Origin of the sequence: Micromonospora sp. NPDC049203, from assembly GCF_043197215.1 — a bacterium.
Classification (GTDB): domain Bacteria; phylum Actinomycetota; class Actinomycetes; order Mycobacteriales; family Micromonosporaceae; genus Micromonospora.
In genome coordinates this window covers 110850-135659 of the sequence record NZ_JBICSV010000002.1, presented here as the reverse complement: position 1 = coordinate 135659, position 24810 = coordinate 110850, and the positions used below count along the sequence as shown (strand labels likewise).

The window sequence follows — 24810 nt, the reverse complement described above, 5'->3', positions numbered from 1 at the left end:
GCGGTCTGAACGGAACGGGATCACGGTCACTGTGGCACCGAGCCGGCGCGGACGTTCTCGTCCAGTGCCGAGGCTTCGACGTGCCCGAGTTGGTGGCATCGGGAGCCGTCGACGCGGGTGTCACCGGCTACGACGTCTGCGTGGAGTGGTCACTCGCGTACGACGAGCCGCTCAACCTGTATGCCCTGCCCGCGACCCGCACTTCCTTCGTCACCTACTGCACGGTCGCGGGCAGGCAGGTCGAAACCATCTACACCGAGTACCCGGCGATCACCGCAGCATGGCTGAGGGCACACGCGCGGCAGGACTCCGTACGGATCGTACGGATGCGCGGCTCGACCGAGGGCATCATCCGCGTCGACGATCACGGCGCCGGGGTGCTGCTGGTGACCTCCGGCCAGACACTCGCCGCGAACGGGCTGGACATGGACGTGCCCCTGCTCGCCACCGACATGTGCCTTGTCACCAGAGCCTCCTCCCGCGATTGGGCCGTCACGGCCGGGAAGCAGGCGCTTCCCATGCCGAGTTTCGCCGGAGGCGGCGAACAACGAGCAGACGTCGTCGGGGGACCGGCGCATGGAAATTGAGGCGGCCACGGTCGCGTCGGGCTGGACCGACGTGTTGTCGATCTTCTCGCGCCGGGAGCCCGCACGGGTCACGACGCGCCACGGAATCTGCTTCGACATCCCCGGCCTCACCGTGTGGGTCCGTAACCCGGCGGACCTGACCCCGCCACGGGGCTACCTCTATCCCGAACTCATCAAGGACTACCGGGACCGGATCTTCGGCGACCAGCGGGAATCGTCTCTCCTCTACCAGCGGCTACGAGGATGGATCGGGCCGGACGGCTCACCGGTGGACCAGTTCGCGCAGGCGACGGCCCTCCTGCGACACGACGAACACAACAGGGCTGCCGTCTTCTCGATGTGGCGACCGGACGAGGACCTGGGAGGTCGCTTTCCTGTCTCACCCGTGGGCGGCGCCCTGCGAATCGTGGACGACCACCTGGTGCTGTTCCTGACCGCGCGCAGCGTCGACGTGTGGGTCGGCCTCGTGCCCGAACTGCTGACCTTCGCCCAACTGGCGGCGGACGCCGCACTCGCGCTCGGCATGAAGGGCAGCAGGATCTGCTACCACTCCTGGAGCGCACACATCTACGAGGTCGACTACCTCGCCTACCTGACGGATGCGCCGTGAAACGGTCGCTCACGCTGCTGGACAGTGGTCTCATCGATCCCCACACCATCGACAGGGTTCTCCAGTCGGTGGTGTTCTTCTCCGATCGCGTGGTCCTGCGGGCGTCCTTCGCGATCGCGGGTTCCTATCGTGAGCGCGCAGACGAGATCAACCGACGGATCGATGAGCTGCATGAGGCCGGGCTGCTGCGGCTGTGGGGTCACGAGTACGAGGTCGATGACAGCGGCAGACTGCGCTTCGGACCGGAATCGGGGCGACGGCGGCGCGCTGATCTGGTCATCCCGCAGGAGCAGATGCGCGAGAGCCTGATCCGCATGGACGAGGTGATGCGGGCGATCCGCGAGGAGGCCTACCGCCGCTCGGAAGGTGACGACACCGGCCGGCTTCGCCAGGGGGCGGCGGAGATCGTGAACCTGCGCAACCAGATGGCATCCCTCGTCATCTCCTCGGAACTCAAGCAGGACGGCATGCTGTCCAACCCCGCGGTGCGGGCCCAACTCACCCGACACCTCGGCCCGCCCGGGCCCGAACGCTTCGAGGCCACGGTGGTCAGGGATGTGCTGGGGCAACTGAGGATCGGGCCCTTGCACCTGCTGACCGTCGACCAGATCCTGGAGTCCCGCCGTTACAACGCCGGCTTCCGGTCGCTGCTGGATGAGTCTCTGCTGGCAGTCGCGCGGGGGCACGATCCGGTCCTGACGCCGGAGGCGACCGCCCGTGAGTTGACCCGTCGCTACCGCGAGACGATTGCCGAGTTCGCCAGGCCACGAATCGGCGGCCAGGTGGCGCAGGAGGTGGTTTGGGACGTCCTCGGTGCCACAGTGCCCCCGACCATCGTCTTCAAGTACGGGCTTCGTGCCCTCACCTGGCGGAGATCTGCGCAGCGGGCGAGGCCCTTTCTGCTGCTGATGCACCTGGAGAGGTCTCTCCGCGGGATGGGCCAAGGCCCCCAGGGGTTCACCTGAGGTAGTCCTGGCCGGCGGTTCGCAGCGCCTCTTCGACATCGGGCAGCACTCGACGTGCCGACGTGGGCAGGAGGTGGGTGACGTGCCACATCGCCACCTGCAGAGGGTCACACCTCGACGGCTCGGCCGACGCGTCAGTTGCGGCCAGCGACCACACGAGGATGAACGCCAGGGCGTAGGCGGCCTCGGGAACCTCGAACGTCAGGCCGAACCACTCGCGTGCCTCCGCAGGAAGCCTCAGGGGCGCGCCCCGTCGCCCGGCTCGGCGGAGCATGTCGACACTGGTTCCCAGGCTTCCTGCTGGCGCTCCGTCGTCGACCTCCCAGGCGACATCGAACATCGACGAGAGCGACGCGGCCGCCGAAATGATCGCCTGGCTCCCGTCGCGGTCGATGTGGCGCCACGAGCGGAACAGCGTCATACCGGCGCTGGCGGAGCGGGGATCGGCAACGGCATGGAGGGAGAGTGCCACCAAGCGAATCGTGGTTCAAGGATCGACGGTCGGGTCGTCGCTCACCTGGATGAACCGAACCCGGCGGCCGATGAGATCTGGGCGGGCGGCGAAGCCGGCGGCGTGCCACGCATCCGACTGCGGGTGCGTCCGGTCGTTGTTAGACCACCATGCCGGATGCCGGATGCCGGATGCCGGATGCCGGATGCCGGATGCCGGATGCCGGTACGCGGAGCGGGGCAGGCCGCCCGGAACGAGGTTGGCGATCTCCTCGAAGCTCATGTCGACCTCTGCCGTGCGCCGTCGAAGGTGGTCACGGAGCCCGTCGTACTTCCCCATGGGATCAGGCCGCCGCCTGCTCGGCGCTCTGCAGGACATCCAGGATCGCAGCCGCCACCTGCTCGATGTAGTCGATCGTCCGGGTGGTCTCGGCGCCGTCGATCGGCCGCTTCCCCCCGGGGGTGTCCGGGTCGTCGTCGTATTCGTGGGCGATCTTGTGCCGGCGCTGCACGATCTGCCGGAGCTGCTCCTGGACCTCCTTGCCGGTGAACGAGACACCGTCCCCACCCTGTTGCGTGAGCACCTTGGCCACGCGATCCCAGAAACCCTTCACGTCGTGCACGAGAGCGAAGCCGTCCCGGATCTTGTCCGGGTTCTGGTACACGAGGTGGCCCTGGTCGCGTAGCTGCTGATCGAGCGCCTCCACCAACGTCTTCGTGCCGAGCTGCACCTCCTCGACCAGCCCGAGCGAGATCTGGAACGCGGCGAACGCCTTCGGTTTCGGAACCGAGGGGTGGGCGACCAGCTTGAGCATCCGGGCCCGGATCTCCTGGCGTACCCAGTGGTCGAGGGCGGCCACGCTCTGCACCCAGGCGGCGCGGAAGACGTCGGAGACCTCGAAGGCGCCCACCTTGAGTTGTGCCAGATGCTGACCGGCCGTGGCCAGGCTGCGCGCGTAGTTCAGGTTGCGCTTGAGGCTCGTGAACGGCACGTCGTCGTGGTCGAGGTCTGCGGCGGAGGGCTGCTCCGGCACGGTGGGCACCGGCGCCGCTGCTCCCAGCAGCCGTTCGAGGCGGGCAATGCTCTCGGCCTGGTTGATCCGATAGACAGTGGTGAGCGACGGCAGGGCGAGCACCTCACGTTCCACCGACGTTCGTGGAATGTCAGTACGGGACCACTGCACGGCGCGCACGTGACGGATCCCGGAAGGCAGGTCCGTCCGGTACTGGTACGGCCCCACCACCCGGCCGATCGCGACGTCGGGGCTCGTTGCGCGAAGGAAGAGCACGATGTCGCCCTCGGCCATGCGCGAGCGGAACGCGATCAGCTGGATCGCGTAGTTCTCCATCGCGCGTCTCTCGACGTCGGGGTAGGCCGCCCGTACACGTGCCTTGACCTCACCGGGACTGTCCGCATCGGTCAGATCGCCCGCTGCGGCCCATCCGACCGCGATCAGGTTCTTGTCGAGGGCGAGCGCGTCGTAGTTGTCGTCCCGTCCGGCCCGCACGATCCACGCCTGTGCCATGTGGTTCCCCAGTTCTGTCCGTACGCGGTCAGTCGGTGCTGGTGATCGCGAACTTGGTCAGGTTGCCGTCCCACTGCTTCGCATCGATCGGTGGCAGGGCGGACAGCGGCTGCGACGTCTCGAGTTCCCGGTCGAACACGGCGCGCCATTCCTCCGGTGTCCCGGTGACCAGGAACGGGCCGATCGGCACCTGTAGCGAATCCTCGATCATCTCCACCGGGACGGACTCGCCGGCGATCGTCACGTCGCTGTCGATTCCGGCGACCCGGGCCGACTCGATCGCGTTGTCCAATTCAGCCATGCTCGCCGACCCGGCCCAGGCGAAGCCGTCCCCGGAGGCGGTGAACACGATCCGGCCGCCGTCGCGAATCCCGCCGTACAGCGCCAGATCGAGTGACAGGCCGGCACTCGGGTCGGCGTTCTCTGTGGCCACTTCGTTGAGGAACGGGGGACGGAACCGGTCCAGAAGCGAGTTCATGGCATCTGCGAGCAGGGCCCGACGGGCGTTGAGGAACCGTTGGTACCCGCCCGGGTTTCGCAGCGCCTCATCGAGAGGCACCAGGTGGGACCGTAGCTCCTCATCGCTCAACTCCGGGAAGTACTCGGCCGGGCTCCGCCCGTTGATTTTCTTGTTCGCCTGCCCGGAGATGAACACGAGGTTCGCCAGGTCATTGATCATGCCCTTGTCGAACCGAGGATCGTCGAGGGTCGACGGGGGATGGACATGATGATGCTCGAGCCGCGGCGCGTCGCCGACGTCCGGAAGGATCTCGGTGCCGTGCCACCAGTCCCGGGCGTTGCCGGCCAGGGCCACCAGCAGGCTCAGGAAGAAGTAGGGGCTCTCCTTGGTGCGCCCGCGCAGCGCTCGTTCGGTGACCTCGGCCCGGGAACTCTCGACATTGAGCCCTTCCAGTAGGGAGCGGACCGGATCTTCCTGTCGGGCGGCGCGGATGTCCTGGCTGAGCCGGGTATCGGTGGACCCGCTGTAACGGGTCCGGATGGTGGCGAGCAGCAGCCAGTAGATGACGCCGTTCGAGGTCTCCGGGTCGATGGTGTCGTCTCTGCGCTCCCCGAGAAGGACCACCAACGGGATCAGCACGATCATCGAGGGCAGCGGGTCGGAACGGGTCAGCTTGAGGTGGGACCGGAGCAGAGGAATCAGCCGCCGCAATCCGCGTTTGACCACCTCCCAGCCCCGTTCCAGATCAGTGTCACTGGTCTGGCGCAGCTTGCTGTGGGACCACACGGACAGGCCTCGGCCGAGGACGACCCCGGCCAGCGCGCGGGACAGGAAGTTGACGTCGATGTGCCCGTAGCCGTGGCGTAGCCAGTGCTCCGACTCGCTCTGCAGCTCGGCCAGCACTCCCTTCCACCGGGTGGACAGGGTGGCCATCGCCAGGTCGAGGGTGCCGAGGCGACGTCCACCGCTGTTGACGCGGACGAAGATCTCCGCGACCTCCTCATAAGGGAAGCCCTTGAGGACCTCCATGACGAAACGGCGGTTGCGTAGCTCCTTGATCCTGCCCAGCCGTTCCTCGATCTCGTGGTCCGGCAGTGACGAGCCTGCATCGAGCAGCCGCTGGGCCAGGCGCATTATCGACGCCTTCTGGTCGAGGACGTCCGCCACCTTCACCCATTTCGGGTCGCGTTGGGTTGCCGCGCTCTGGTTCTGGAATTTCTGGTTCTCCACGTGGAAGACGACCTGTGCCCCCGGGTGGTCGGTGAACACCCGATGCAGCGAGGTCAGGCGTTGCTGACCGTCGAGAAGGAACAACGGCGGCTTCGTCGGCGCCGCCTCGGGTCCGCTGATGAACATGTCTCGTGTCTCCGGGGCCTCGTCGGTCTCCCAGAACAGCAGCGATCCGAAGGGATAGCCGCGGTAGATGGAGTCCATCAGCTTGGCGACCTGTGTCGGCTTCCAGACATATTCACGCTGAATCTCGGGAAGCAAAATTTCACCGTTCGAGATCTCCTCGATGAGCTTCCCGATGGACCGTTCGATCCTGTCGACGTGCATCAGTCAACAACCTCTTCATGGTGAGAACGTGAAAGCCGAGCCCGAGCCCCATCTGCGGTGGGGCAGGATTCGGGCGGCGTCGATAGGCCCTGAAGATGTCCTACCCTGTCGGCTTTCGGCTGTCCACCCCATGATCAGTTGTTCCGTGCCGCGCCCATGCCGGCTGGCAGGCGTTGTCCGGTTGCGAATTGATCCGCCATCTGGGCCATCTCGTCGCCTGCATTGCGTGGCCGGCCCGGGCGTATCCGGTTCACTCGGTACGGTATGCGGCATGTCTTCGCCCACCCCTGCGCCGCTGCTCCGGGAGTTCATCGACATCCCGGAGCGCACGAGCGTGAGCGACTTCGTGCTCAGGCTCTCCGACAGTGTCGACGACGCCGACGCCACCCTCCGCGACTACGTGGTAACGGATCGGTTGCTGGCCAACTTCGACGAGGCGCTCGGGCTGATCCGTTCCGCGGTCGAGGGACACGCCTCCAAGGCGGCGTACCTGCACGGTTCATTCGGTTCCGGCAAGTCGCACTTCATGGCGGTGCTGCACGCGCTGCTGCGGGGTGAGCCGGCCGCCCGCGGCCGCGACGAGATGGCCCCGCTGGTGGCCAAGCACAGCATCTGGCTGGACGGCCGTAGGTTCCTGCTCATCCCCTACCACCTGCTCGACGCTCGGTCGCTGGAACAGCGCGTGCTCGGCGGTTACGTCGACCGGGTACGGGCGCTGCACCCGGAGGCGCCGATCCCGGCGGTCCACCGCACCGACGCGCTGCTCGAGCAGGCCGCCTCGCTGCGGGAGAAGATCGGCGACGCCCAGTTCATCGCCGGGCTTCCCGGCGACGACGCCGAGGACGAGTGGGGCGACACCGAGGCGTTCTGGACACCGGAGCGGCTGGACCAGGCGTTCGCCGGCGCGTACGGCGACGAGCTGCGCCGCAAGCTCGTCAACGACCTGCTGACCAGCTGGAACAAGGGCTTCTTCAGCAACGCCCGCGAGGACGCCGAGGCCTTCATCTCGCTCGACCGGGGCCTCACCGAGATCAGCCGGCACGCGAAGGAGCTCGGCTACCACGGCCTGATCCTCTTCCTCGACGAGCTGATCCTCTGGCTGGCCAACTCGATCGGCGACCAGCAGTTCGTCTCCCGGGAGATCCAGAAGATCACCAACTTCGTCGAGGGTGGTGACACCCGCCGTCCCATCCCCGTGATCAGCTTCATCGCCCGCCAGCGGGACCTGCGGGAGCTGGTCGGCGAAGAGGTCGTCGGCGCGAACGAGCTGAGCTACCAGGACACCCTCAACCTGGCCAGCGGCCGGTTCGACGTGATCAGGCTGGAGGACCGGAACCTCCCCGAGATCGCTCGCCGGCGCCTGCTCAAGCCCGTCACGCCCGAGGCCGGCGAGGCGATCTCGCGCGCCTTCGAGAGCACCACCAAGGTACGCCGGGAGGTCTTCGACACCCTGCTCGGCAGCGACTCCGGCAGCGGCGCCGACATCGACGCGTTCCGGTCGACGTACCCGTTCAGCCCGGCCTTCATCTCCACCCTGGTGCACGTCTCGAGCGCGCTCCAGCGGTCCCGCACCGCGCTCAAGCTCATGCGGCAGCTCCTGGTCGACCGGCGGGACACGCTCCGCCTGGGCCAGCTCGTCCCGCTCGGCGACCTCTACGACGTGATCAGCAGCGGCGGCGACCAGCCCTTCACCGAGAAGCTCAAGGCCGAGTTCGAGATGGCCCAGAAGCTGTACGACCTGAAGTTGCGTCCCCATCTGCTGAGCCAGCACGGGCTCACCGAGGAAGACCTCGACGCCGCCCGCCGAGGAGACCAGCTCAGCCCGGAGGCGACCGGTCGCGTCCGCGCCTTCACCGGTGACGACCGGCTCATCAAGACGCTGCTGCTGGCCGCCCTGGCCCCCAGCGTCCCGGCCCTGCGGAACCTCACCGGCCGGCGTCTCTCCGCGCTCAACCACGGCAGCATCACCAGCCCCATCCCGGGTGGCGAGGTTGCGCAGGTCAACCGGAAGCTCGCCGACTGGGCGGGCCAGTTCCCCGAGATCCGTATCGGGGAAGGCGACGATCCGGTGGTGTCGCTGGAGCTGGTCGGCGTCGACGTCGACAGCGTGCTCGCCACCGCGAAGCACTACGACAACGAGGGCGCGCGCAAGCACATCGTCCAGCGGCTGCTCTGGAGGCAGCTCGGCGTGCCGTGGAGCGACTCGTTCTTCGCCGAGGCCGGGCTGACCTGGCGGGGCAGCCGGCGCGTCATCGAGCTGGTCTACGGCAACGTCCGCGACCCCAACGACATCCGCGACGAGGCGTTCCAGCCGAACGACCCGTCCGGCTGGCGGATGATCGTCGACTACCCGTTCGACGACGGCAACCACGGGCCGGCCGACGACCGGCAGCGGGTGCAGGACCTGCTCAGCCGAAGCAACGCCCGCACCGTCTGCTGGATCCCGGCCGCACTGACCGTCGAGCGCCGCAACGAACTGGGCAAGCTCGTCATCATCGACAAGCTGCTCGAAGGGCAGCGCTTCGACAGCCACGCCGAACACCTCAACCCCGACGACCGGCGGCGCGCGCACGCAGCGCTCACCAACCAGCGCAGCGCGCTGCTGGTCAAGATGCAGGGCGTTCTGCGCCAGGCGTACGGACTGGCCGCCAAGCAGCCGACCGACGTGCAGTTGGGCTTCGACGACCATCTCCACTCGCTGACCAGGGCGCTGGAGCCGAAGCTGCCGATGGGCGCCACGTTCGACGACGCCCTGCGCAGCATCGGAGACCAGATGCTCACCCAGCAGTACCCCGCCCACCCGGACTTCGACCCCGACCGCAAGGGCGAGCCGGTGCGGCTCCCGGAGGCCAAGACCGTCTTCGGGTACGTCCAGCAGGCGGTCGAGTCGCCGGAGGGGCGGGTGGAGGTGGAGCGGGCGCACCGGCAGACCATGCGCCGGATCGCAAACCCGCTGAGGCTCGGCACCATGCACGAGGCGGCGTTCGTCATCGAGGGGGAGTGGGTTCAGCACTTCCAGCACAAGGCTGCCAGCGAGGGCATCACCGGCGAGCTGCGCGTGGCGGATCTGCTGCGCTGGATCGACGAGCCGAAACCGCGCGGGCTCGACCCCGTCGTCGCGCAGCTTGTGGCGGCGACCTTCGCGGAGCAGACCGACCGGGCGTTCTATCTGTACGGCAGTCCGGTGATCCCGGCGCCGGACCTGAGCAAGCTCACCGCCGATCACACCCTGCGCGAGGAGAGCCTGCCCGGAGAGGACGACTGGGACCGGGCACGCGCGCGTGCTGTCGCGATCTTCGGATTCCAGCCGCTCGCCCTGCGGCGAGGCCGGCTGGTGGCGCTCTTCGGCCGCGATCTGGCGACCGCGGCGTCCCGGCACCGGGAGGCCGCGCACACGCTGACGAGTCGGCTCGAGCAGCACGCGAACTGGCTGCGCCTCGATCGGGAGTCCGGCCGCTTCGCCACGGCTCGTGCAGCAGCGGATCTGCTCGAGGCTCTGACGACCGGGCGGTCCGCAAAGGAAACGGTCGAACGGCTCGCGCGGGGTGAGCTGGCCGGGCCGGCGGATCGGACCGGCAAGAGCATCAGCAGCGCCGCGCAGGTGGCGGCCGCGCTCGCCGCCGCCCCGTGGGACACCTTCGAGATCGTCGCCGGCCTGCCGGAACCCCACTCGGCCGAGGCCGAGGCGATTCTCGCCGAGCTTCGTCGGGTCGCTCAGGCGGACGAACTGACCGCACCACTGGCCCCGGCGCTGCGCCGCGCTCAGACAGACGCCACGGCACTGCTCAAGCGCGCCACCAGCAAACCTCAAATCACGTACCCGCCTGAGACCAAGGACGACAAGCCCGAGATCCGCCCCAGGACTGACGAGGACATCCGCGACGTGTCAAAGGGCGACAACCTGCCGAATGGCCGGATCCTGATTCCGGCCGGCGAGATGGACCGGGCTGTCGAGCAGTTGCAAGCGTTTGCCCGCGACCAGGCCGAAGCCACCATCGAGGTGACCTGGAGAATTCTGCCGTGACTCAGGCACCGGCGCTCACCCAGGCGCTGCGGATCAACCCTGCCGCGCTGGCCCACAAGGTGGCGCAGCAGCTCGACCGGCACCGCAACGGGGACCCGTACCCGGTCATGGTGGTCCGCGCGGAGCCGGCCTGGCCCCACGAACCGGTGCTGCCGCTGCCCGGCGGCCGGCAGGCCCGCGTCGTGCCGTGCGTCTCGCCGCTCGCCATCTGGGAGCGCCTCGTAGCCGAACGTGGTGACGAGGTGCTTGTGGTGCTCACCGACATCCCGGGGACCGTCCTCGGCTCCGGGGTGCGCAGCCGCATCTTCCGGCAGCAGGTGATCACCGTCGAGCCCTGGGACCTGGTTGTCGACGCCTTCGGTGCCCAGGTACCGGACACGGCGCTGGAGGCGGAGCGATGGGCCGGCCCGGCCCTGCTCGACGCGATGCCGCCGGGCGGATGGCCCAGGCTCACCACCAAGGTGCTGACCCGGGACGTCGCACTCCGGCACCTGGCCGCCGTGCGCCTCGGCCTTGAGCGGCAGGGGAACGCCTCCGACGATCTCGATGTGGCGACCCTGCTGCGGTGGAGCGTCGAGCCCGGGGCGGTCGAGGCGTTCGGTCTGATCCGGCAGGAGGAGCGCGACGGTCTGGCGCGCTGGCTGGTCGAGCAGTTCGGCAGTCCCGCCCGGGCGCTCTTCGCCCTCGTCGCTGCCGGCCGTGGCGCGGACGCGTTGCCGCTGGGCCTTGTCTGCGACGCGCTCTGGACCACCGACACGCCCGACGCCGTGCGGGCCCAGGGCCGCATCGACCAGTACGTCGGCAACCTCGACGACGACGGGGCGGTGCGCGGGCTCGCCGAGTCGGCCGTGCAGGTGGTCGGTGCCATGCTGGCCGACCGTGACGCGGACGTCCGGCGGCAGGGGCATGCCGTCCTGGACCGCGCCGAGCAGCTGCTCATCCTGTTCAACGCCACCGGCAGTGCCGCTCACAGCCCTGTCCTGCGTACGGGCTTCACCCAGCGCCTCGGCGACGCGGCGCGGGCGCTCCTCGCCGGTCTGACGGATCCGGCCGACCCGACCCTGGACATCGCCGTGGACCGCCTGGCCGGGCACCGGCTGGCGGAGGCGGAGGCGGAGCGGGTGCGGCGGGTGCGGATGGCCCAGCGGCTCGTCCGGTGGCTGGGGACCACTGTCGAGCCACCGGCCAGCGTCGCAGACGGGGTGCAGCGGCAGATCGCGGAGTGGGGCTGGGTCGACCTGGCGCTCAATCACATCTGGGCCGGTGAGGACGTGCACCCCGAGTTGCAGCGCGCTTTCCGTGCGGTCCACGAGCGGGCGCAGCAGCGACGCCGGGACCTTGACGCTGCCTTCGCCAACCGGCTCGCGGCCTGGGCCATGGCCGGCCCGGGCAACGATGGTGACCTCCTGACGGTGGAGAATCTGCTCAACCGGGTCATCGATCCGCTGGTTCGCGCGGACCGGCCGGTGTTGCTGGTCGTGCTCGACGGAATGAGTGCGGCAGTCGGCGTCGAACTTGCGGACGAACTGTCCCAGCACTGGGTCGAGTACGACCCGTCGGCTCGCGGTGGCACCGGCAGGCGCCGCGGCGTCGTGGCTGCTCTGCCGACGTTGACGGCTGTGTCGCGGACCTCGCTGTTCGCGGGTGCGCTGCGGCTCGGCACCCAGGCCACCGAGCGGCAGATCTTCGACAAGGGGCGGTGGGGCGACGACGCCCGGATCTTCCACAAGGGCCCGGCTCGGGGCGGTGCCGGCGAGGTGCTCGCCGGTGACCTCAGCGAAGCGCTGGCCGGCGCGGCGCGTCTCGTGGCCGTAGTGATCAACACGGTGGACGACGCGCTGGCCCATGGCCGGGAGGGCGACGAGGCCGGCTGGCAGCTCGGGGATCTCGGGTTCCTGCGGAGCCTGCTGGACCTCGCCCGATCCTCCGGCCGGGCGGTCGTCATCACCAGTGACCACGGCCACGTGCTCGAACGCGGCGGCGAGTACGTCAAGGCCGCCGACGCCGCCTCGGCCCGCCACCGCACCGGCCCCGGGCCCGCCGGCCCGGGCGAGGTGGAGCTGAGCGGTCCTCGGGTGCTGGCCGATGGGAACCGGATCCTCGCACTCTGGGACCCCCTCCGGCGCTACCGCCCCACCAAGGCCGGCTATCACGGAGGGGCCTCGCTGGCCGAGGTGACCATCCCACTGCTGGCCTATCTGTTGCCCAACGTCGCCGACGTTCCGCTGGGCTGGGCCCCGGTGGAGGGAAGTCGACCCGAATGGTGGCAGGCGAGCGCACCGATCGCCAAATCGGTGCCCGCCGTGGTTGCGCCCGTGAAAACCCGCCGCAAGGCGCCGGTGGTCGCGGGGGAGGCGGCCTTGTTCGACATGCCGGAAGCGGCACCGCCCTCCGCGGCTCCGACGGCTGACGGTGGTGACCTCGTGACCGCGCTGCTCGGGACCGAACTCTTCACGGCACAGCACAGCCTGACCCCGCGCAAGGTCGACCGCGCGAAGATCGCGGCAGCGATGCGGGCACTCGTCGAGGCGAAGGGCGTTCTGTCTGCCGCCGTGCTCGCTCAGCGGGCCGGGGAGTTGCCGGCCCGTGCCGGCGGCTTCGTCAACACCCTGCAGCGCATCTTCAACGTCGACAACTACCCGGTGCTGTCGGTGATCGACGACGGGCGCACCGTCCGGCTCGACGTCGCGTTGCTGCGTAGCCAGTTCGGGCTACCGAAAGGGCCGGCGTGAGCGGCGTCAGTCCGGTCCGGCGGCGCGAGGTCATCGACGCGTTGCGGCGTGGGGCGGTGCCCTCGGCCGGCCTCGACCTCTTCGCCGTCGGGCTGGACCGGTTCATCGGCGCGGTGGGTGAGGACCTGGAGACGGTCGCCGCCGGTGGCTCGGTGTTCAAGGCGATCCGCGGCGAGTACGGCTCCGGCAAGACGTTCTTCACGCGCTGGATCGCGGAGCGGGCCAAGCGGGCCAACCTCGCCACCGCCGAGGTGCAGATCTCCGAGAACGAGACACCGCTGCACAAGCTCGAAACCGTCTACCGGCGGTTGACCGAGCGCCTGACCACCGCCACGTTTCCGCCGAGCGCGCTGCGGCCCGTCATCGACGGCTGGTTCTACGCCCTCGAAGAGGACGTCCTCGCGGCCGGGGAGGTGCCGCCCGAGGACGCGGATGCGCTGGACCGGGCGGTGGGTGTGCTGCTCGACCAGCGGCTGGCCGAGGTCAGCCGCAGCGCACCCGCCTTCGCCGCCGCGTTGCGTGGCTACCGCACCGCGAATCTCGGGGGTGACCCGGCGACGGCCGACGCCGTGCTCGCCTGGCTCGGTGGCCAACCGCATGTCGCCGCGTCGGCTCGCCGGGTCGCGGGTGTACGGGGGGACCTCGACCATTTCGCGGCGCTCAGCTTCCTGCAAGGCCTTCTCGCCGTGCTGCGGGACAGTGCCCACCCCGGCCTGCTGCTCGTCCTCGACGAGGTGGAGACGCTGCAGCGCGTCCGCTCCGACGCCCGGGACAAGGCGCTGAACGCGCTGCGGCAGCTCATCGACGAGGTGCACTCGGGCCGCTTTCCCGGCCTCTACCTGTTGATCACCGGCACGCCGGCCTTCTACGAGGGACCGCAGGGCGTTCAGCGACTGGCGCCGCTCGCGCAGCGGCTCGCTGTCGACTTCACCACCGACGCGCGCTTCGACAATCCGCGCGCGGTCCAGGTGCGGCTGCCCGGCTTCACCGTCGATTCACTGGTCGAGCTGGGCTCGCGCGTGCGCGACCTGTACGCGGGCGGCTCCGCCGCACCGGAGCGGGTACTGACGATCGTCGACGACGCGTACCTCGGTGACCTTGCCCGGGCCGTCGCCGGTGGCTTGGGCGGCAGGGTCGGGGTGGCGCCGCGGCTGTTCCTCAAGAAGCTGGTGAGCGACGTGCTCGACCGAGTGGACCAGTTCGCCGAGTTCGACCCGCGTCTTCACTACGCGCCGACCCTGTCCACGGCCGAGATGACCGAGGTGGAACGGAACGCCACCAGCGCCGCCGACGTCGAGCTGGACGTGTAGGCGAGCGGCATGGCGAACGACGCCGAGCTGCTCCATCCGGTGCTCCTGCACCACATCGTGAACTCGCTGCAGTGGCCGGGCCTGCGACCGATGCAGGAGGCGGCGGTGCGGCCGCTGATCGGCGGGTCGGATGCGCTCGTCCTCGCGCCCACCGCGGGCGGAAAGACGGAGGCGGCGCTCTTCCCGCTGCTCTCGCGGATGGCGCACGAGCAGTGGTCCGGCACGTCGGTGCTCTACGTCTGCCCGCTCAAGGCGTTGTTGAACAACCTGCTGCCCAGGATCGAGGCGTACACCGGGTGGCTGGGGCGGCGGGCCGCGCTGTGGCACGGTGACGTCAGCACGGCACGGCGGCGGACGATCGTGCGGGAGCGGCCCGATGTCCTGCTGACCACACCCGAATCCCTTGAGTCGATGCTGGTTAGTGCGACGGTTGACCACGACGAGTTCTTCCGTGGCGTCCGGGCGGTCGTGGTGGACGAGGTGCACGCGTTCGCGGGGGACGATCGGGGCTGGCACCTGCTTGCCGTGCTGGAACGTCTCAGCCGGGTCGCTGGACGCCCCATCCAGCGCGTCGGCCTGTCCGCGACTGTCGGCAACCCCGACGCCCTTCTGGCCTGGTTGCAGGGTTCCGGCCGCGACCGCGCTCCCGGCCAGGTCGTCGCGCCCGCGCCGCCGCCTGCCTCCGGGGGCGGCGGGCGTCCGCCCGGCGAGGTCGAGGTCGACTACGTCGGCTCGGTGCACAACGCGGCGAAGGTGCTGGCCGCGTTGCACCGGGGGGAGAAGCGGCTGGTGTTCTGCGAGTCCCGGGCGCTCGTCGAGGAGCTAGGACAGCGGCTGCGCGGCTTCGGCGTGACCACCTTCCTGTCGCACGCCTCGCTGTCGGTGGACGAGCGGCGTCGCGCCGAGGAGGCGTTCGCGCAGGAACGCGACTGCGTCATCGTCGCCACGAGCACCCTCGAACTCGGCATCGATGTCGGTGACCTGGACCGGGTCGTGCAGATCGGCGCCCCGAGGACCGTCGCCGCCTTCCTGCAGCGAATCGGCCGGACCGGACGACGCTCCGGCACCATGAGGAACTGCCTGTTTCTGGCCCTCGACGGCGACGGGCTGCTACAGGCGACCGCGCTGCTGCACCTCTGGAGCCAGGGCTGGGTGGAGGAGGTCGTGCCGCCCCCCGAACCACGGCACATCGTGGCCCAGCAGATGCTCGCGCTGGCGTTGCAGCAGCACCGCGTCGGCGACCGGCTCTGGCGGCACGAGTGGAACGACCTGTCGCCGTTCGACAGCGGCGCCGAACCGATCGTGCGGCACCTGGTTGACAACGGATACCTCGACTCGGACTCCGGAATGCTGTTCATCGGCCCGGAGGCGGAACGGCGCTACGGCCGGCGGCACTTCATGGACATGCTGGCGGTCTTCACGGCACCGCCCCAGTTCACGGTGATCTCGGGCCGCACCGAGATCGGCCGCACGGACCCGGCTCTCCTCACGTCCCGGGTCGAGGGGCCACGTCTGCTGCTGCTCGGTGGGCGCAGTTGGCGGGTGACCCACATCGACTGGAAGCGCCACCGTTGCTTCGTCGAGCCTGCGGACAGCGGCGGAAAGGCTCTCTGGATGAGCGGCGGGACGCCGACCGGGCGCTCGTACCGGATGGTCCGGGCGATGCGGGAGGTTCTCCTCGGCGCGGATCCGCCAGTGGCGATGACCGGACGTGCCACCGACCGGCTGGCCGGTCTGCGCGAGGAACACACGGCGCTGGTCCATCCGGGCGGCACGCTTGTGGTGCGGGATCGACACGGCGAGGCACGGTGGTGGACGTGGGCGGGCTACCGGGCGAACACCACCCTCGTGTCGACGCTCAGTGAACTGGCCGACCCGACCCAGCGTCCCGACGACGCCTCGATCCGCTTGCGGGCCGGCCTGACGCGCGAAGAGTTGCGCGCCGGAATCGATACGGCAGCCAGTCGGCTGTGCCTGCCCTTCGTGGACGATCGCGCGGTGACCGGCCTGAAGTTCAGCGCCGCCCTGCCGCACCGGCTCGCCGTCGCCACCCTGGCATCGCGGCTCGCCGACCTTCCAGGAGCGGAGGCGATCCTCGCCGAGCCGGTGCGCGTGACACATCTCCTCTGATCCGCAGAGAAATCGACGCAGCAACATTTATGGATGTTCGGCTGGTGTCGGCGCGTCGATCGTCCTGGTCGGATGGCGGAACGGACATCGCCGTTCGACGATGACAGGAGGGACCGTGCGCACACCATCCCGTGCGTTGACGGGGACCACCGCGCTGCTCATGGCAGCCGGGCTGGTCCTGACCGCCGCAGGCGGCGGCCAGGCGGCACCCCGGGAACAGGCCCGTACCCAGGCGCCACCCGACCACCTGCCGGGCGACCGGCACGACACCAAGGCCACTGACAACCGCAAGGGCCGCGTGGCCGCCACCGAGCGGCAGCGGGACCGCGCCGCCGCGCTCGGCGCGCGCGTGCGCTGGACCGACTTCGGTACGCCGGCCACGCTCACCTCGACCGGCAAGCCTCTGGCCACCGGCCTGCCCGCCGACCCGGCCGCCGCAGCGCGCGCGTACGTCGCCGCGAACCGGGACGTGCTGGGGCTGACCGCCGAGGGCGCCGCCGCGCTGGAGCTGCTGACCGTGGCGCCGATGGGGCAGGGCGCGACGGTGCTGTTCCGGCAGCGCTTCGGCGACCTGCCGGCCGCCGTCGACGGCATGCTGTCGGTCGGCGTACGCGACGGAGCGGTGTGGCACGTCAGCTCCTCGCTCGCCCGCGACGCCGGTACGCCGGCCCCGGCGACGATCAGCGCCGAGCAGGCCCGCACCGCCGCTATCGCCGACGCCGGCCGTGCCGACGCGCGGGTCGTGCGTACCTCATTGGTGGCGGTGCCCACCGCGGACCGGGGGGCGCGCGCGGCGTGGGAGGTGGTCCTCGGCGCGGACACCACCGGCGCGGACCCGGCGGCCTACTCGACCTACGTGGACGCCCGCGACGGCACCGTCCTGGTCCGCGAGGACCTGATCGACCACGACGCCGACCACCCCTCGTGGGAGGTCTTCCCGAACTCGCCGCGTGTCGACAGGTCCTCGGTCGACACCCGCAAGCGGTGGTGTGCCGTGCCGGCGCGCGGCTGCGACGAGGTGGTGGGCGTGCCCGGGCACCCGGCGTGGGACGTCGACCCGGCGACCGGCCAGTCCACCACCACGACCAAGGGCAACAACGCGACAGCGGTGCGGAACTGGTACAGCAACGACCCGTTCAGCGTCGGCACCGAGCCCGCGACGCCGCGCCCGGACCGCCGGTACGACTACCCGTGGACGAACCAGTGGCAGGAGCAGCGCTGCAACCCGGCGGTGTTCACCTCGCCGCAGGCGAACGACATCGACGCGGCGCGGGCGAACCTGTTCGCCATGCACAACCGGATGCACGACTGGACCTACCACCTCGGGTTCACCGAGGAGACCTGGAACATGCAGCAGGACAACCTCGGCCGCGGCGGGCTCGGTAACGACCCCGAGCAGGGCAACGCCCAGGCCGGCGGCGTCAGCGGCGGCCCGCCCACGTTCGCGGCCCGCAACAACGCCAACCAGATCACCCCGCCGGACGGCGTCGCGCCCACCACGAACATGTACCTCTGGCAGCCGATCGCGGGCTCGTTCTACGCGCCCTGCGTCGACGGCGACTTCGACATGTCGGTGATCGCCCACGAGTACGGCCACGCGGTCTCCAACCGCATGATCGCCGGCCCGAGTGCCGGCGTCAGCTCGCCGCAGGGCATGAGCGAGAGCTGGTCCGACCAACTCGCCATGGAGTACCTGTTCGAGCACGGGTACGCCGCGCCCGGCCGGCGCGGCTTCACCATCGGCGAGTACACCACCGGAGACCCGAACGCGGGCATCCGCAACTACAACATGAGCGACAGCCCGCTCAACTACAGCTCGCTCGACTACGATCTCGCCGGCCTCCAGGTGCACGCCTCCGGCGAGGTGTGGAGCGCCACGAACACCGACATCCGCGCGGCCATGATGCGTCGCTGGGGCAGCGGCACCCCGGCCGTCCAGAAGGCGTGCGCCACCGGTGCCCGCGACGTGACCGCCTGCCCGGGCAACCGGCGCTGGATCCAGCTGGTCTTCGACTCGTTCCTGCTGATGTCGGTCAGCCAGGTCAGCATGGTCGACGCCCGGGACGCGATGCTCGCCGCCGACCGGATCCGTTTCGGCGGGGCCAACCAGGACCTGCTGTGGAACGCGTTCGCCAAGCGCGGCCTGGGGGAGGGCGCGGCCAGCGTCGGGCACACCGACGCCGACCCCACGCCGGGCTTCACCTCGCCGTACGCGCGGGAGGCCGCGCTGCGGTTCCTGCCGGTCGGCGAGCGCGGACCGGTCGCCGGGGCGCAGCTGTTCGTCGGGCGCTACCAGGCGCGGGCCGTGCCGGTGGCGGACACCGACGCGGCCACGCCGCTGACCGACCGGGTGGACCTGGTGCCCGGCACATACGAGTTCGTGGTGCGGGCACCCGGCTACGGCCACACCCGGATCGGTCCGGTGACGGTCAAGGCGGGCCAGAACCGGACGCTGCCGGTGGCGTTGCGACCCAACCTGGCCTCGGCCGCCGCGGGCGCGACTGTCACCGGTGACGGCATCAACCTGCCGCAGATCGCCGACGACGACGAGGCCACCAACTGGGCCGCGCTCGGTGCGCCGGTCGCCGGCCGGCAGGTCACCGTCGACCTGGCCGGTGGTGTCCAGCAGGTACGCCGGGTGCAGGTGAGCGCCATGTTGCGCCCGCCGGTGGCCGGTGACGCCGACGCCGGCACCCAGAGCCGGTACTCCGCGGTGCGGCAGTTCCGGGTCCTCGCGTGCACCGCGGCCGGGCCGGTGACCTGTGCCGACGCGGCGGACTTCCGCCCGGTCCACACCAGCGCGCCGGACGCCTTCCCGGCGGTCGCGCCGCGTCCCCGGGCGCCCGAGCTGATCATGCGGTCGTTCGACATCCCGCGTACCACTGCCACGCACCTGCGCGTCGAGGTGCTGACCAACCAGTGCACCGGCGCACCGGACTACGCCGGTGAGCAGGACGACGACCCGCAGGCGGCGACCGACTGCGCCACCGCAAGCCCGCAGGCGCAGAACGTGCGGATCGCCGAGTTCCAGGCGTTCCCGCACTAGCTCCACGCGGCGGGTGCGGACGGGCGGCTCGGGTCGCCCGTCCGCACCCGCCGCCGTGTGTTCACGCGCGGTTCGGGGCGTCGTCGCCCGATCGGGGCTGTACCGCGGGCAGGATCCCCGACAGACTGAGCATCGACCGGCCATCAACGTCGGTCGATGCGCTGTCGTCCCGTTCAAGGAGGATCCCTTGACCCCGTTCCGCGCCGCCGTCACCCGCGTACGCCGCGCCCTCGCCGCGTCCGCCCTGGTCACCGCCGTGGCCGCCGCCGCGCTCGTCGCACCGTCCACGGTCTCCACCCGCCTCGCCGAGCCCGCCGTGGCCGCCGTCTACGGCTCCTGCACGCAGTCCCGCTGCGCCGACGCCCGCACCGCGCGGTCCGGCTGGTCGGCCAAGAGCTTCCCGACCAGCCGCGGCTGGTACTCGTGGAGCGGCGGCCAGTGGAACTTCGCCGGTGGCCGGTTCTACAACTACGAGGGGCAGTTGCCTGCCGGCGCCACCTACTACGAGTACGACGTCTACCCGCGCGCCTGCAACGCCTCCCGGGACGCGTACCGGATCGTGGTCAACAAGAGCACCGGGGCGACCTGGTTCTCACCCGACCACTACGCCAACTTCTACCGGCTCTGAGCAGCCTCGACGCCGGCCGGGGTCACCCCGGCCGGCGCCGTCGGGAAAGGACGGAAACATGGGCGCGGCGTCCCCGCATGCACCGGCCTGGCTCGTGTACGACGGCGCGCCGCCCGCGCCGGGCGGTGGCGTGGCCGTACCCGGCTCGGGCGGTGACCCGCAGTCGGGTGGCGGGGCGCTGCCGGGCGGCGTGCTGATGTCCGGCACGCAGGCGCGCACCCGGGCCGGGCTGCACGAGGCGCTGGCCGGGGTGCTGGCACTGCCCGGCTGGTACGGCCGCAACTGGGACGCCCTCGCCGACGCGCTCGCCGACCGCCTCGACGCCGGCCCGCTGACAGTGGTCGTGTCCGACGCGGCGGACCTGCTCGCCGACGAGCCGCCCGCCCAGCTCGGCACGCTGCTCGACGTGCTCGGCGCGGTCGCCGCCGGTGGCCACGAGACGCTCCGGGTGGTGCTGCGCGACGACACGGACCGGCTGTCCGCCCTGCGCGCCCGCGTCGCCGCGGTGCTGGGCGGACGGGTAGGCGGCCCACCCGCCACCCGCTGACCCAGCGACCCCCGCGCCGACCTCGAACGTGCCGTCAGCAGGCCGCACAGGCGCCCGGAACCGGCGAGTGATCAAGGAGTTTGCGTCCGGATCCGGCTCCCACGGTGACCCAAACTCCTTGATCAACGCCCAGGAGGAGGTGGCCAGGGGTCGGGAACGGGGTGATCATGAAGTTGGCGGGGGTGGGGAGCGCTCTCCGGGCGGTCAACTTCATGATCGTCGGGGCGGGGCGGGGCGGGGCGGGGCGGGCGAGGGGAGGGGGCGGGGGCTTCAGGTGGGGTGGTCGAGGATGGCGCTGAAGCGCTCCTCGGCCAGGTCGAGCTGGGCGAGGATGTGTTGCTTGACCGGTGCCGACAACGGCGTGTCCGGCCGGGCGACCAGGTCGCGGAAGACCGGCACCAGCGGACGGTACTTCGTGGCGGCGCGGGCCACCTTCGGCCCGACCGTGTGGATCACGCCCACGCCGTTGTCGGTGAAGTCGGACACCTTGATCACCCGGGCCCAGGGCTCCCGTTCGAGACTGGCCGCCACGTGTTCCCGGTACTGCTCGTCGCGGTCGCGGTCCGGGTCGTACGCCGGGTTGGTGACCGCCGCGACCAGCCGGGCGACCCGCGCCCCGAACCGGTCGGACAGCGCGGCGAGCGCGGCCGGGGTCGCGTCCGCGCCGGCATCCGGGTCGAGCCCTGCGAGTTCGGCGGGGTGGTCCTCGACCGCGTCGTGCAGCAACCCGGCGACGATCACGTCCACGTCCCGCACCTGGTAGTGGTGCATCAGCCGGATCGACACCCGCAGCAGGTGGTTGAGGTACGGCTCGCGTACCCGCCGGTCGTCGCGGTGCAGATCGGCGGCCAGGTCGAGCGCCTCGGTCAACCGCTCGCGGTCGGCCTCGTCGAACGCCTCGATCTCCAGCCGGAACCGGGCCAGCAGGCCGGGCTCACCGTGGATCTCGGTGATCGCGTGCATCGGCATGGTGGCGAGGTACGCGGGGAACTCCATGCGTCCCTTATAGCTGATCTTCGCTAGGTTGGGGGACCGCCGGGCCGCTCACGTCGCGGGTGAGGCGCTTGACCAGGCGTACGCAGGTGCCCTCCGGCGTGCCGACGATGGTGGCCTCGTCCATCACCCGCGCCATGATCAGCCGCCCGCGGCCCCGGTCGCCGGTGTCGTCGCCGTCGGCCGGGCGCCAGCCGCCCTGGTCGCGTACCTCGACCTCCAGCCGGTCGCCGCGCAGCTCGGCCCGCAGCGTGGTGATCCCCTCGGCGGCGAAGCGGTAGCCGTGCTCGATGGCGTTGGCGCACGCCTCGCCGGTGGCGATGAGGACGGTGTCGACGTCCCAGTCGCCGACGCCCTGGGCGTGCAACCAGGCACGCAGCCGGTCCCGGGTGCCGGCGAGCCGGGCCGGGTCGGCCGGCAGATCGATGGTGAGGACCGGGCCGACGTCGCCGGATGTCTCACCCGTCACGTCCGGCCCTCCGTCCCGTGCCCGTCCCCGGGCCTGGGCGCCCACTCGCGCTGTCACCGCCTGATTCTCACCCTGTTGTCCCCGGTGGCCGCCGGTTCATTCCCCCGGCGGCGGTGTCCGTCAAGGTGATCATCGCGCATCGAGGGCGGCGTGTCAGCCGGCGGCCCGGCGAAGGCGGCGACGACAGTGGGCCGGCGACCCCCGAGGGGACGCCGGCCCACGACGATCGGTGCGCTCGGGCGCAGGTCAGAGCGGCAGTCTCCCGGCGCCCGCCCAGACGTCGACGACGTACGGGACCAGCGGGGCCGGCAGCGGGCGGGCGGCGCGCAGCGTGGGCGTCCACCCGGCGTCGCCGCCGAGGTCCGGATCGTGGGCGGCGTTGTACGCGGCGAGCAGGTCCACCGGCCGGGCCGGGCGGTCACCCTGCCGGACCCAGGTGCCCCGCTCGGTCAGCGCGGTACCGCCCCAGTCGTAGAGCAGGTCGGCCGGAGTGGTGTCGCCGGTGAGGGTGAAGAAGTTGTTCTCCGCGTACAGCGCGGACCGCACGCCGACGCCGAGGGCGTACGCGAAGCCGGGGCCGCCGAGCCGGTAGTGGTTGTTGTGCACGTCGACCTGGCCGAACCGTACCCGGGGCAGCCGTTGCAGCGTGCCGTCGAACAGGTTGTGCCGCACCGTGACGTTGAGCCGGCCCACGTCCGGGCCGACGGTGTTCGACGAGCCGATCAGCATCACCTTGTCCCGCCCGGTGAACCGGTTCCAGGACACGGTGACCAGGCTGGCCGTGTGCGTGACGTCCACCGAGCCGTCGTGCACCTGGTAGGGGCGGCCGAAGTGGACGGGCTGGGCGCTGTCCGGGTTGTCGCCGTCGGTGAAGGTGTTGTGGTCGATCCAGACGTGCTCGCTGCGCCGCACCGAGATCTGGTCGTACTGGGAGTTCCAGTTGCCGGTGTCGCCGTCGGTGGGGGACCAGGCCGGGAAGCAGTCCCGGGCGTCGGCGAACTCGATGTTGCGCACGATCACGTTGTCCGCGCGGTCGATCATCAGCGTCAGGCCGGTGAGCCGGGCGCCGCGCAGCCCGACGATAGTGGTGTTCGGCCCGACGTTGATCTGGGTCTGCCGGGTCTGCGCGGCCACCGACCGCACCCGGGCGGCCTCCAGCGGCCCGCTCGGGTTCGCCCGGCCCCACGTCGACGGGTCGTACGCGGCCAGGTAGGCGGGCAGCGAGTACTCCGGGTCGGCCAGGTCGGCGCAGTCCAGCGGCGTGCCGTCCGGTCCTTCGAAACCGTCGACGGTTCCGGCCACGTACACGATCTTTCCGGTGGCGTCGGCGGCGTTCGTGGCGTTGTCGCCGCCGAGCGCGGCGACCAGCTCGGCGCGGGTACGCACGACGCGTACCCGGTCCGGCGCGGCGGCCGACCCGCCGGTCGTGCCGGTGCCGGCGGCGGCCCAGCCGTCGTTCGCGGCGAGGGCCTGGCGGCCGATCAGCTCGGCAGCCCGGGACGGCTCACCGGGCGCGGCCGGCGCGGGGCCGGCGGTGGTGAGGACGAGCGCGGCGGTCAGCGCCGCGACGACTGCGGTTCGGGTACGCATGACTCGGTCCGATCTGTCGAGGGACATTCACTGCACCGGCAGGTCCACCACGTACGGCTTGACCGCCCACGGCACGCCCGCCTCGGACGGCAGCGCGCCGGTCTCCGCCGCCGCCCGCAGCACCGCGCCGATACCCCGCACCATCAGCACCCGCTGCGGGCCGTCGCCCGCCTCGCGCACCAGGTCCCCGCCGAGCGGCGCCGGTTGCGGCGCGTCACGCAGCGCGTCCAGCACCGCGGTGAACGGCTCGGTACGCGCCAGCGGCGCGATCAGCGGCGTGCCGTCCGCGCGGTGGTCGAGCAGGTTCGCCAGCAGCCCCCGGCGGCCGGGCACCGGGCGGAGCGTGTCGTCGCCGGGTAGCCGCAGCCGGTCGGTCGGGTACTCAAGCACCGCTTGCCCGCGCTCGCCGGTGACCAGCACCTCCCCGGCCACGTGTTCCTCGGCGGCGAGGGTGAGCGCGGCCAGCACCGGCGGCCCGGCGTGCGGGGTCAGCCGCAGCACGGTGGTGTCGTCCACCTCGATCGGGCGGACCCGGTAGCGCTCCACCTCGATCCGGGCCCTGCGGACGGGTGCGCCGGTGACCGATTCGGCGACGGCGAGGCACTGCATCAGCGCGTGGGCGAGCGGGTTGGCGAGCGCGCCGTCCAGCGCCGGGCGGCCGTCCAGCGACCGCCGTCCGGCCCAGGGGGAGCGGGCGTAGTAGGCGTCCGGGCGCTGCCAGGCGGCGAGCGTGGCGATGCCGGTGACCGGGCCGAGCCGCCCGAGCGCGCCGGTCAGTTCGGTCAGCGCGGCCGAGCCGAGCGCCTGGAAGTTGACCTGCACGGCCCGGCCGGCGGCACCCGCGGCGGCGCGGAGCGCACGGTGTCCGGCGAGGTCGAGCACCGGCGGCTTCTCCAGCAGCAGGTCCGCCCCGGCGGCGAGCACGTCGAGCGCGATCGGCAGGTGGGTGTGTGGCGGCGTGCAGACCACCACCACGTCAGGGTGGGATTCGGCGAGCATGTCCCGGTGGTCGGTGAACACGCCGGTCTCCGGCGGGACCGGCGCGTCCGGTTCGGCCTCCAGCGGGCGCACGTCGACGAGTGCGACCAGCCGCGCCCGCCCGGCGGCGTGCAGCTCCCCGATGGTCCGGCGGTGCCAGCGGCCGTGCCCGTTCGCCCCGACCAGTGCCACGCGCGGCGGCCCGCCG

18 protein-coding genes are annotated in these 24810 nt (G+C 71.1%); 10 read left to right on the top strand and 8 right to left on the bottom strand.

The window, feature by feature from the left end:
• Window positions 1-80 precede the first annotated feature (80 nt).
• From ACGFIA_RS05290 to ACGFIA_RS05280, 3 genes are read left to right on the top strand one after another with little or no spacing between them, the layout of a single operon-like run.
• The gene (locus ACGFIA_RS05290) at window positions 81-587 is read left to right on the top strand and encodes a hypothetical protein (protein ID WP_393258742.1); all 507 of its coding nucleotides are present in this window, start codon (window positions 81-83) and stop codon (window positions 585-587) included.
• Window positions 577-1197 carry a thymidylate synthase gene (locus tag ACGFIA_RS05285; protein ID WP_393258740.1) on the top strand — a complete coding sequence of 207 codons (621 nt, stop codon included), beginning with the start codon at window positions 577-579 and terminating at the stop codon, window positions 1195-1197. Before ACGFIA_RS05290 ends, ACGFIA_RS05285 begins: the two co-directional genes overlap by 11 nt.
• Window positions 1194-2162 carry a hypothetical protein gene (locus ACGFIA_RS05280; protein WP_393258738.1) on the top strand — a complete coding sequence of 323 codons (969 nt, stop codon included), beginning with the start codon at window positions 1194-1196 and terminating at the stop codon, window positions 2160-2162. The genes ACGFIA_RS05285 and ACGFIA_RS05280 overlap by 4 nt, the downstream gene beginning before the upstream one ends.
• Here ACGFIA_RS05280 and ACGFIA_RS05275 read toward each other — a convergent pair.
• The 4 genes from ACGFIA_RS05275 to ACGFIA_RS05260 form a co-directional block, all read right to left on the bottom strand.
• Window positions 2155-2634: a hypothetical protein gene (locus tag ACGFIA_RS05275; protein ID WP_393258736.1), complete on the bottom strand. Its 480-nt coding sequence runs from the start codon at window positions 2632-2634 to the stop codon at window positions 2155-2157. The genes ACGFIA_RS05280 and ACGFIA_RS05275 overlap by 8 nt on opposite strands.
• A 15-nt stretch (window positions 2635-2649) precedes the next feature.
• Window positions 2650-2895, bottom strand: coding sequence for a hypothetical protein (locus tag ACGFIA_RS05270; RefSeq protein ID WP_393258734.1), 246 nt, complete (start codon window positions 2893-2895; stop codon window positions 2650-2652).
• Between the two features lie 61 nt (window positions 2896-2956).
• On the bottom strand, window positions 2957-4138 hold the full coding sequence (locus ACGFIA_RS05265) for a restriction endonuclease (RefSeq protein WP_393258732.1): 1182 nt from the start codon (window positions 4136-4138) through the stop codon (window positions 2957-2959).
• A gap of 28 nt (window positions 4139-4166) precedes the next feature.
• The gene (locus ACGFIA_RS05260) at window positions 4167-6155 is read right to left on the bottom strand and encodes a DUF262 domain-containing protein (protein WP_393258730.1); all 1989 of its coding nucleotides are present in this window, start codon (window positions 6153-6155) and stop codon (window positions 4167-4169) included.
• Window positions 6156-6426: 271 nt separating this feature from the next.
• Here ACGFIA_RS05260 and ACGFIA_RS05255 point away from each other — a divergent pair, with 271 nt between their 5' ends.
• From ACGFIA_RS05255 to ACGFIA_RS05225, 7 genes are all read left to right on the top strand, one after another.
• Window positions 6427-10179, top strand: a complete 3753-nt coding sequence (locus ACGFIA_RS05255) for a DUF499 domain-containing protein (RefSeq protein ID WP_393258728.1) — start codon at window positions 6427-6429, stop codon at window positions 10177-10179.
• Window positions 10176-12911, top strand: coding sequence for a BREX-2 system phosphatase PglZ (pglZ, locus tag ACGFIA_RS05250; RefSeq protein WP_393258726.1), 2736 nt, complete (start codon window positions 10176-10178; stop codon window positions 12909-12911). The genes ACGFIA_RS05255 and pglZ overlap by 4 nt, the downstream gene beginning before the upstream one ends.
• Window positions 12908-14221 (top strand): BREX system ATP-binding protein BrxD, encoded by a 1314-nt coding sequence (gene brxD / locus ACGFIA_RS05245; protein WP_393258724.1) that lies wholly within the window; start codon window positions 12908-12910, stop codon window positions 14219-14221. The genes pglZ and brxD overlap by 4 nt, the downstream gene beginning before the upstream one ends.
• A gap of 9 nt (window positions 14222-14230) precedes the next feature.
• A complete protein-coding gene (locus ACGFIA_RS05240) occupies window positions 14231-16351 on the top strand; it encodes a DEAD/DEAH box helicase (RefSeq protein ID WP_393258722.1) in 2121 nt (706 codons plus the stop codon).
• Window positions 16352-16487: 136 nt separating this feature from the next.
• Entirely contained in the window at window positions 16488-19397 is a 2910-nt protein-coding gene (locus ACGFIA_RS05235; RefSeq protein ID WP_393258720.1) for a M36 family metallopeptidase, read from the top strand.
• 187 nt (window positions 19398-19584) lie between these two features.
• Entirely contained in the window at window positions 19585-20025 is a 441-nt protein-coding gene (locus ACGFIA_RS05230; RefSeq protein WP_393258718.1) for a ribonuclease domain-containing protein, read from the top strand.
• Window positions 20026-20083: 58 nt separating this feature from the next.
• Window positions 20084-20572, top strand: coding sequence for a barstar family protein (locus ACGFIA_RS05225; RefSeq protein WP_393258716.1), 489 nt, complete (start codon window positions 20084-20086; stop codon window positions 20570-20572).
• A gap of 270 nt (window positions 20573-20842) precedes the next feature.
• Here the strand turns inward: ACGFIA_RS05225 and ACGFIA_RS05220 are convergent, their stop codons facing one another.
• The 4 genes from ACGFIA_RS05220 to ACGFIA_RS05205 all read right to left on the bottom strand — a co-directional run bounded on the left by ACGFIA_RS05220 (window position 20843) and on the right by ACGFIA_RS05205 (window position 24794).
• On the bottom strand, window positions 20843-21568 hold the full coding sequence (locus ACGFIA_RS05220; RefSeq protein ID WP_393258714.1) for an HD domain-containing protein: 726 nt from the start codon (window positions 21566-21568) through the stop codon (window positions 20843-20845).
• Window positions 21569-21575: 7 nt separating this feature from the next.
• Window positions 21576-22034, bottom strand: coding sequence for an ATP-binding protein (locus tag ACGFIA_RS05215; protein ID WP_393258712.1), 459 nt, complete (start codon window positions 22032-22034; stop codon window positions 21576-21578).
• A 246-nt stretch (window positions 22035-22280) separates the two neighbouring features.
• Window positions 22281-23624, bottom strand: a complete 1344-nt coding sequence (locus tag ACGFIA_RS05210) for a polysaccharide lyase family 1 protein (RefSeq protein ID WP_393258710.1) — start codon at window positions 23622-23624, stop codon at window positions 22281-22283.
• Between the two features lie 27 nt (window positions 23625-23651).
• Window positions 23652-24794, bottom strand: a complete 1143-nt coding sequence (locus ACGFIA_RS05205; RefSeq protein WP_357383205.1) for a Gfo/Idh/MocA family oxidoreductase — start codon at window positions 24792-24794, stop codon at window positions 23652-23654.
• Window positions 24795-24810: the final 16 nt, after the last annotated feature.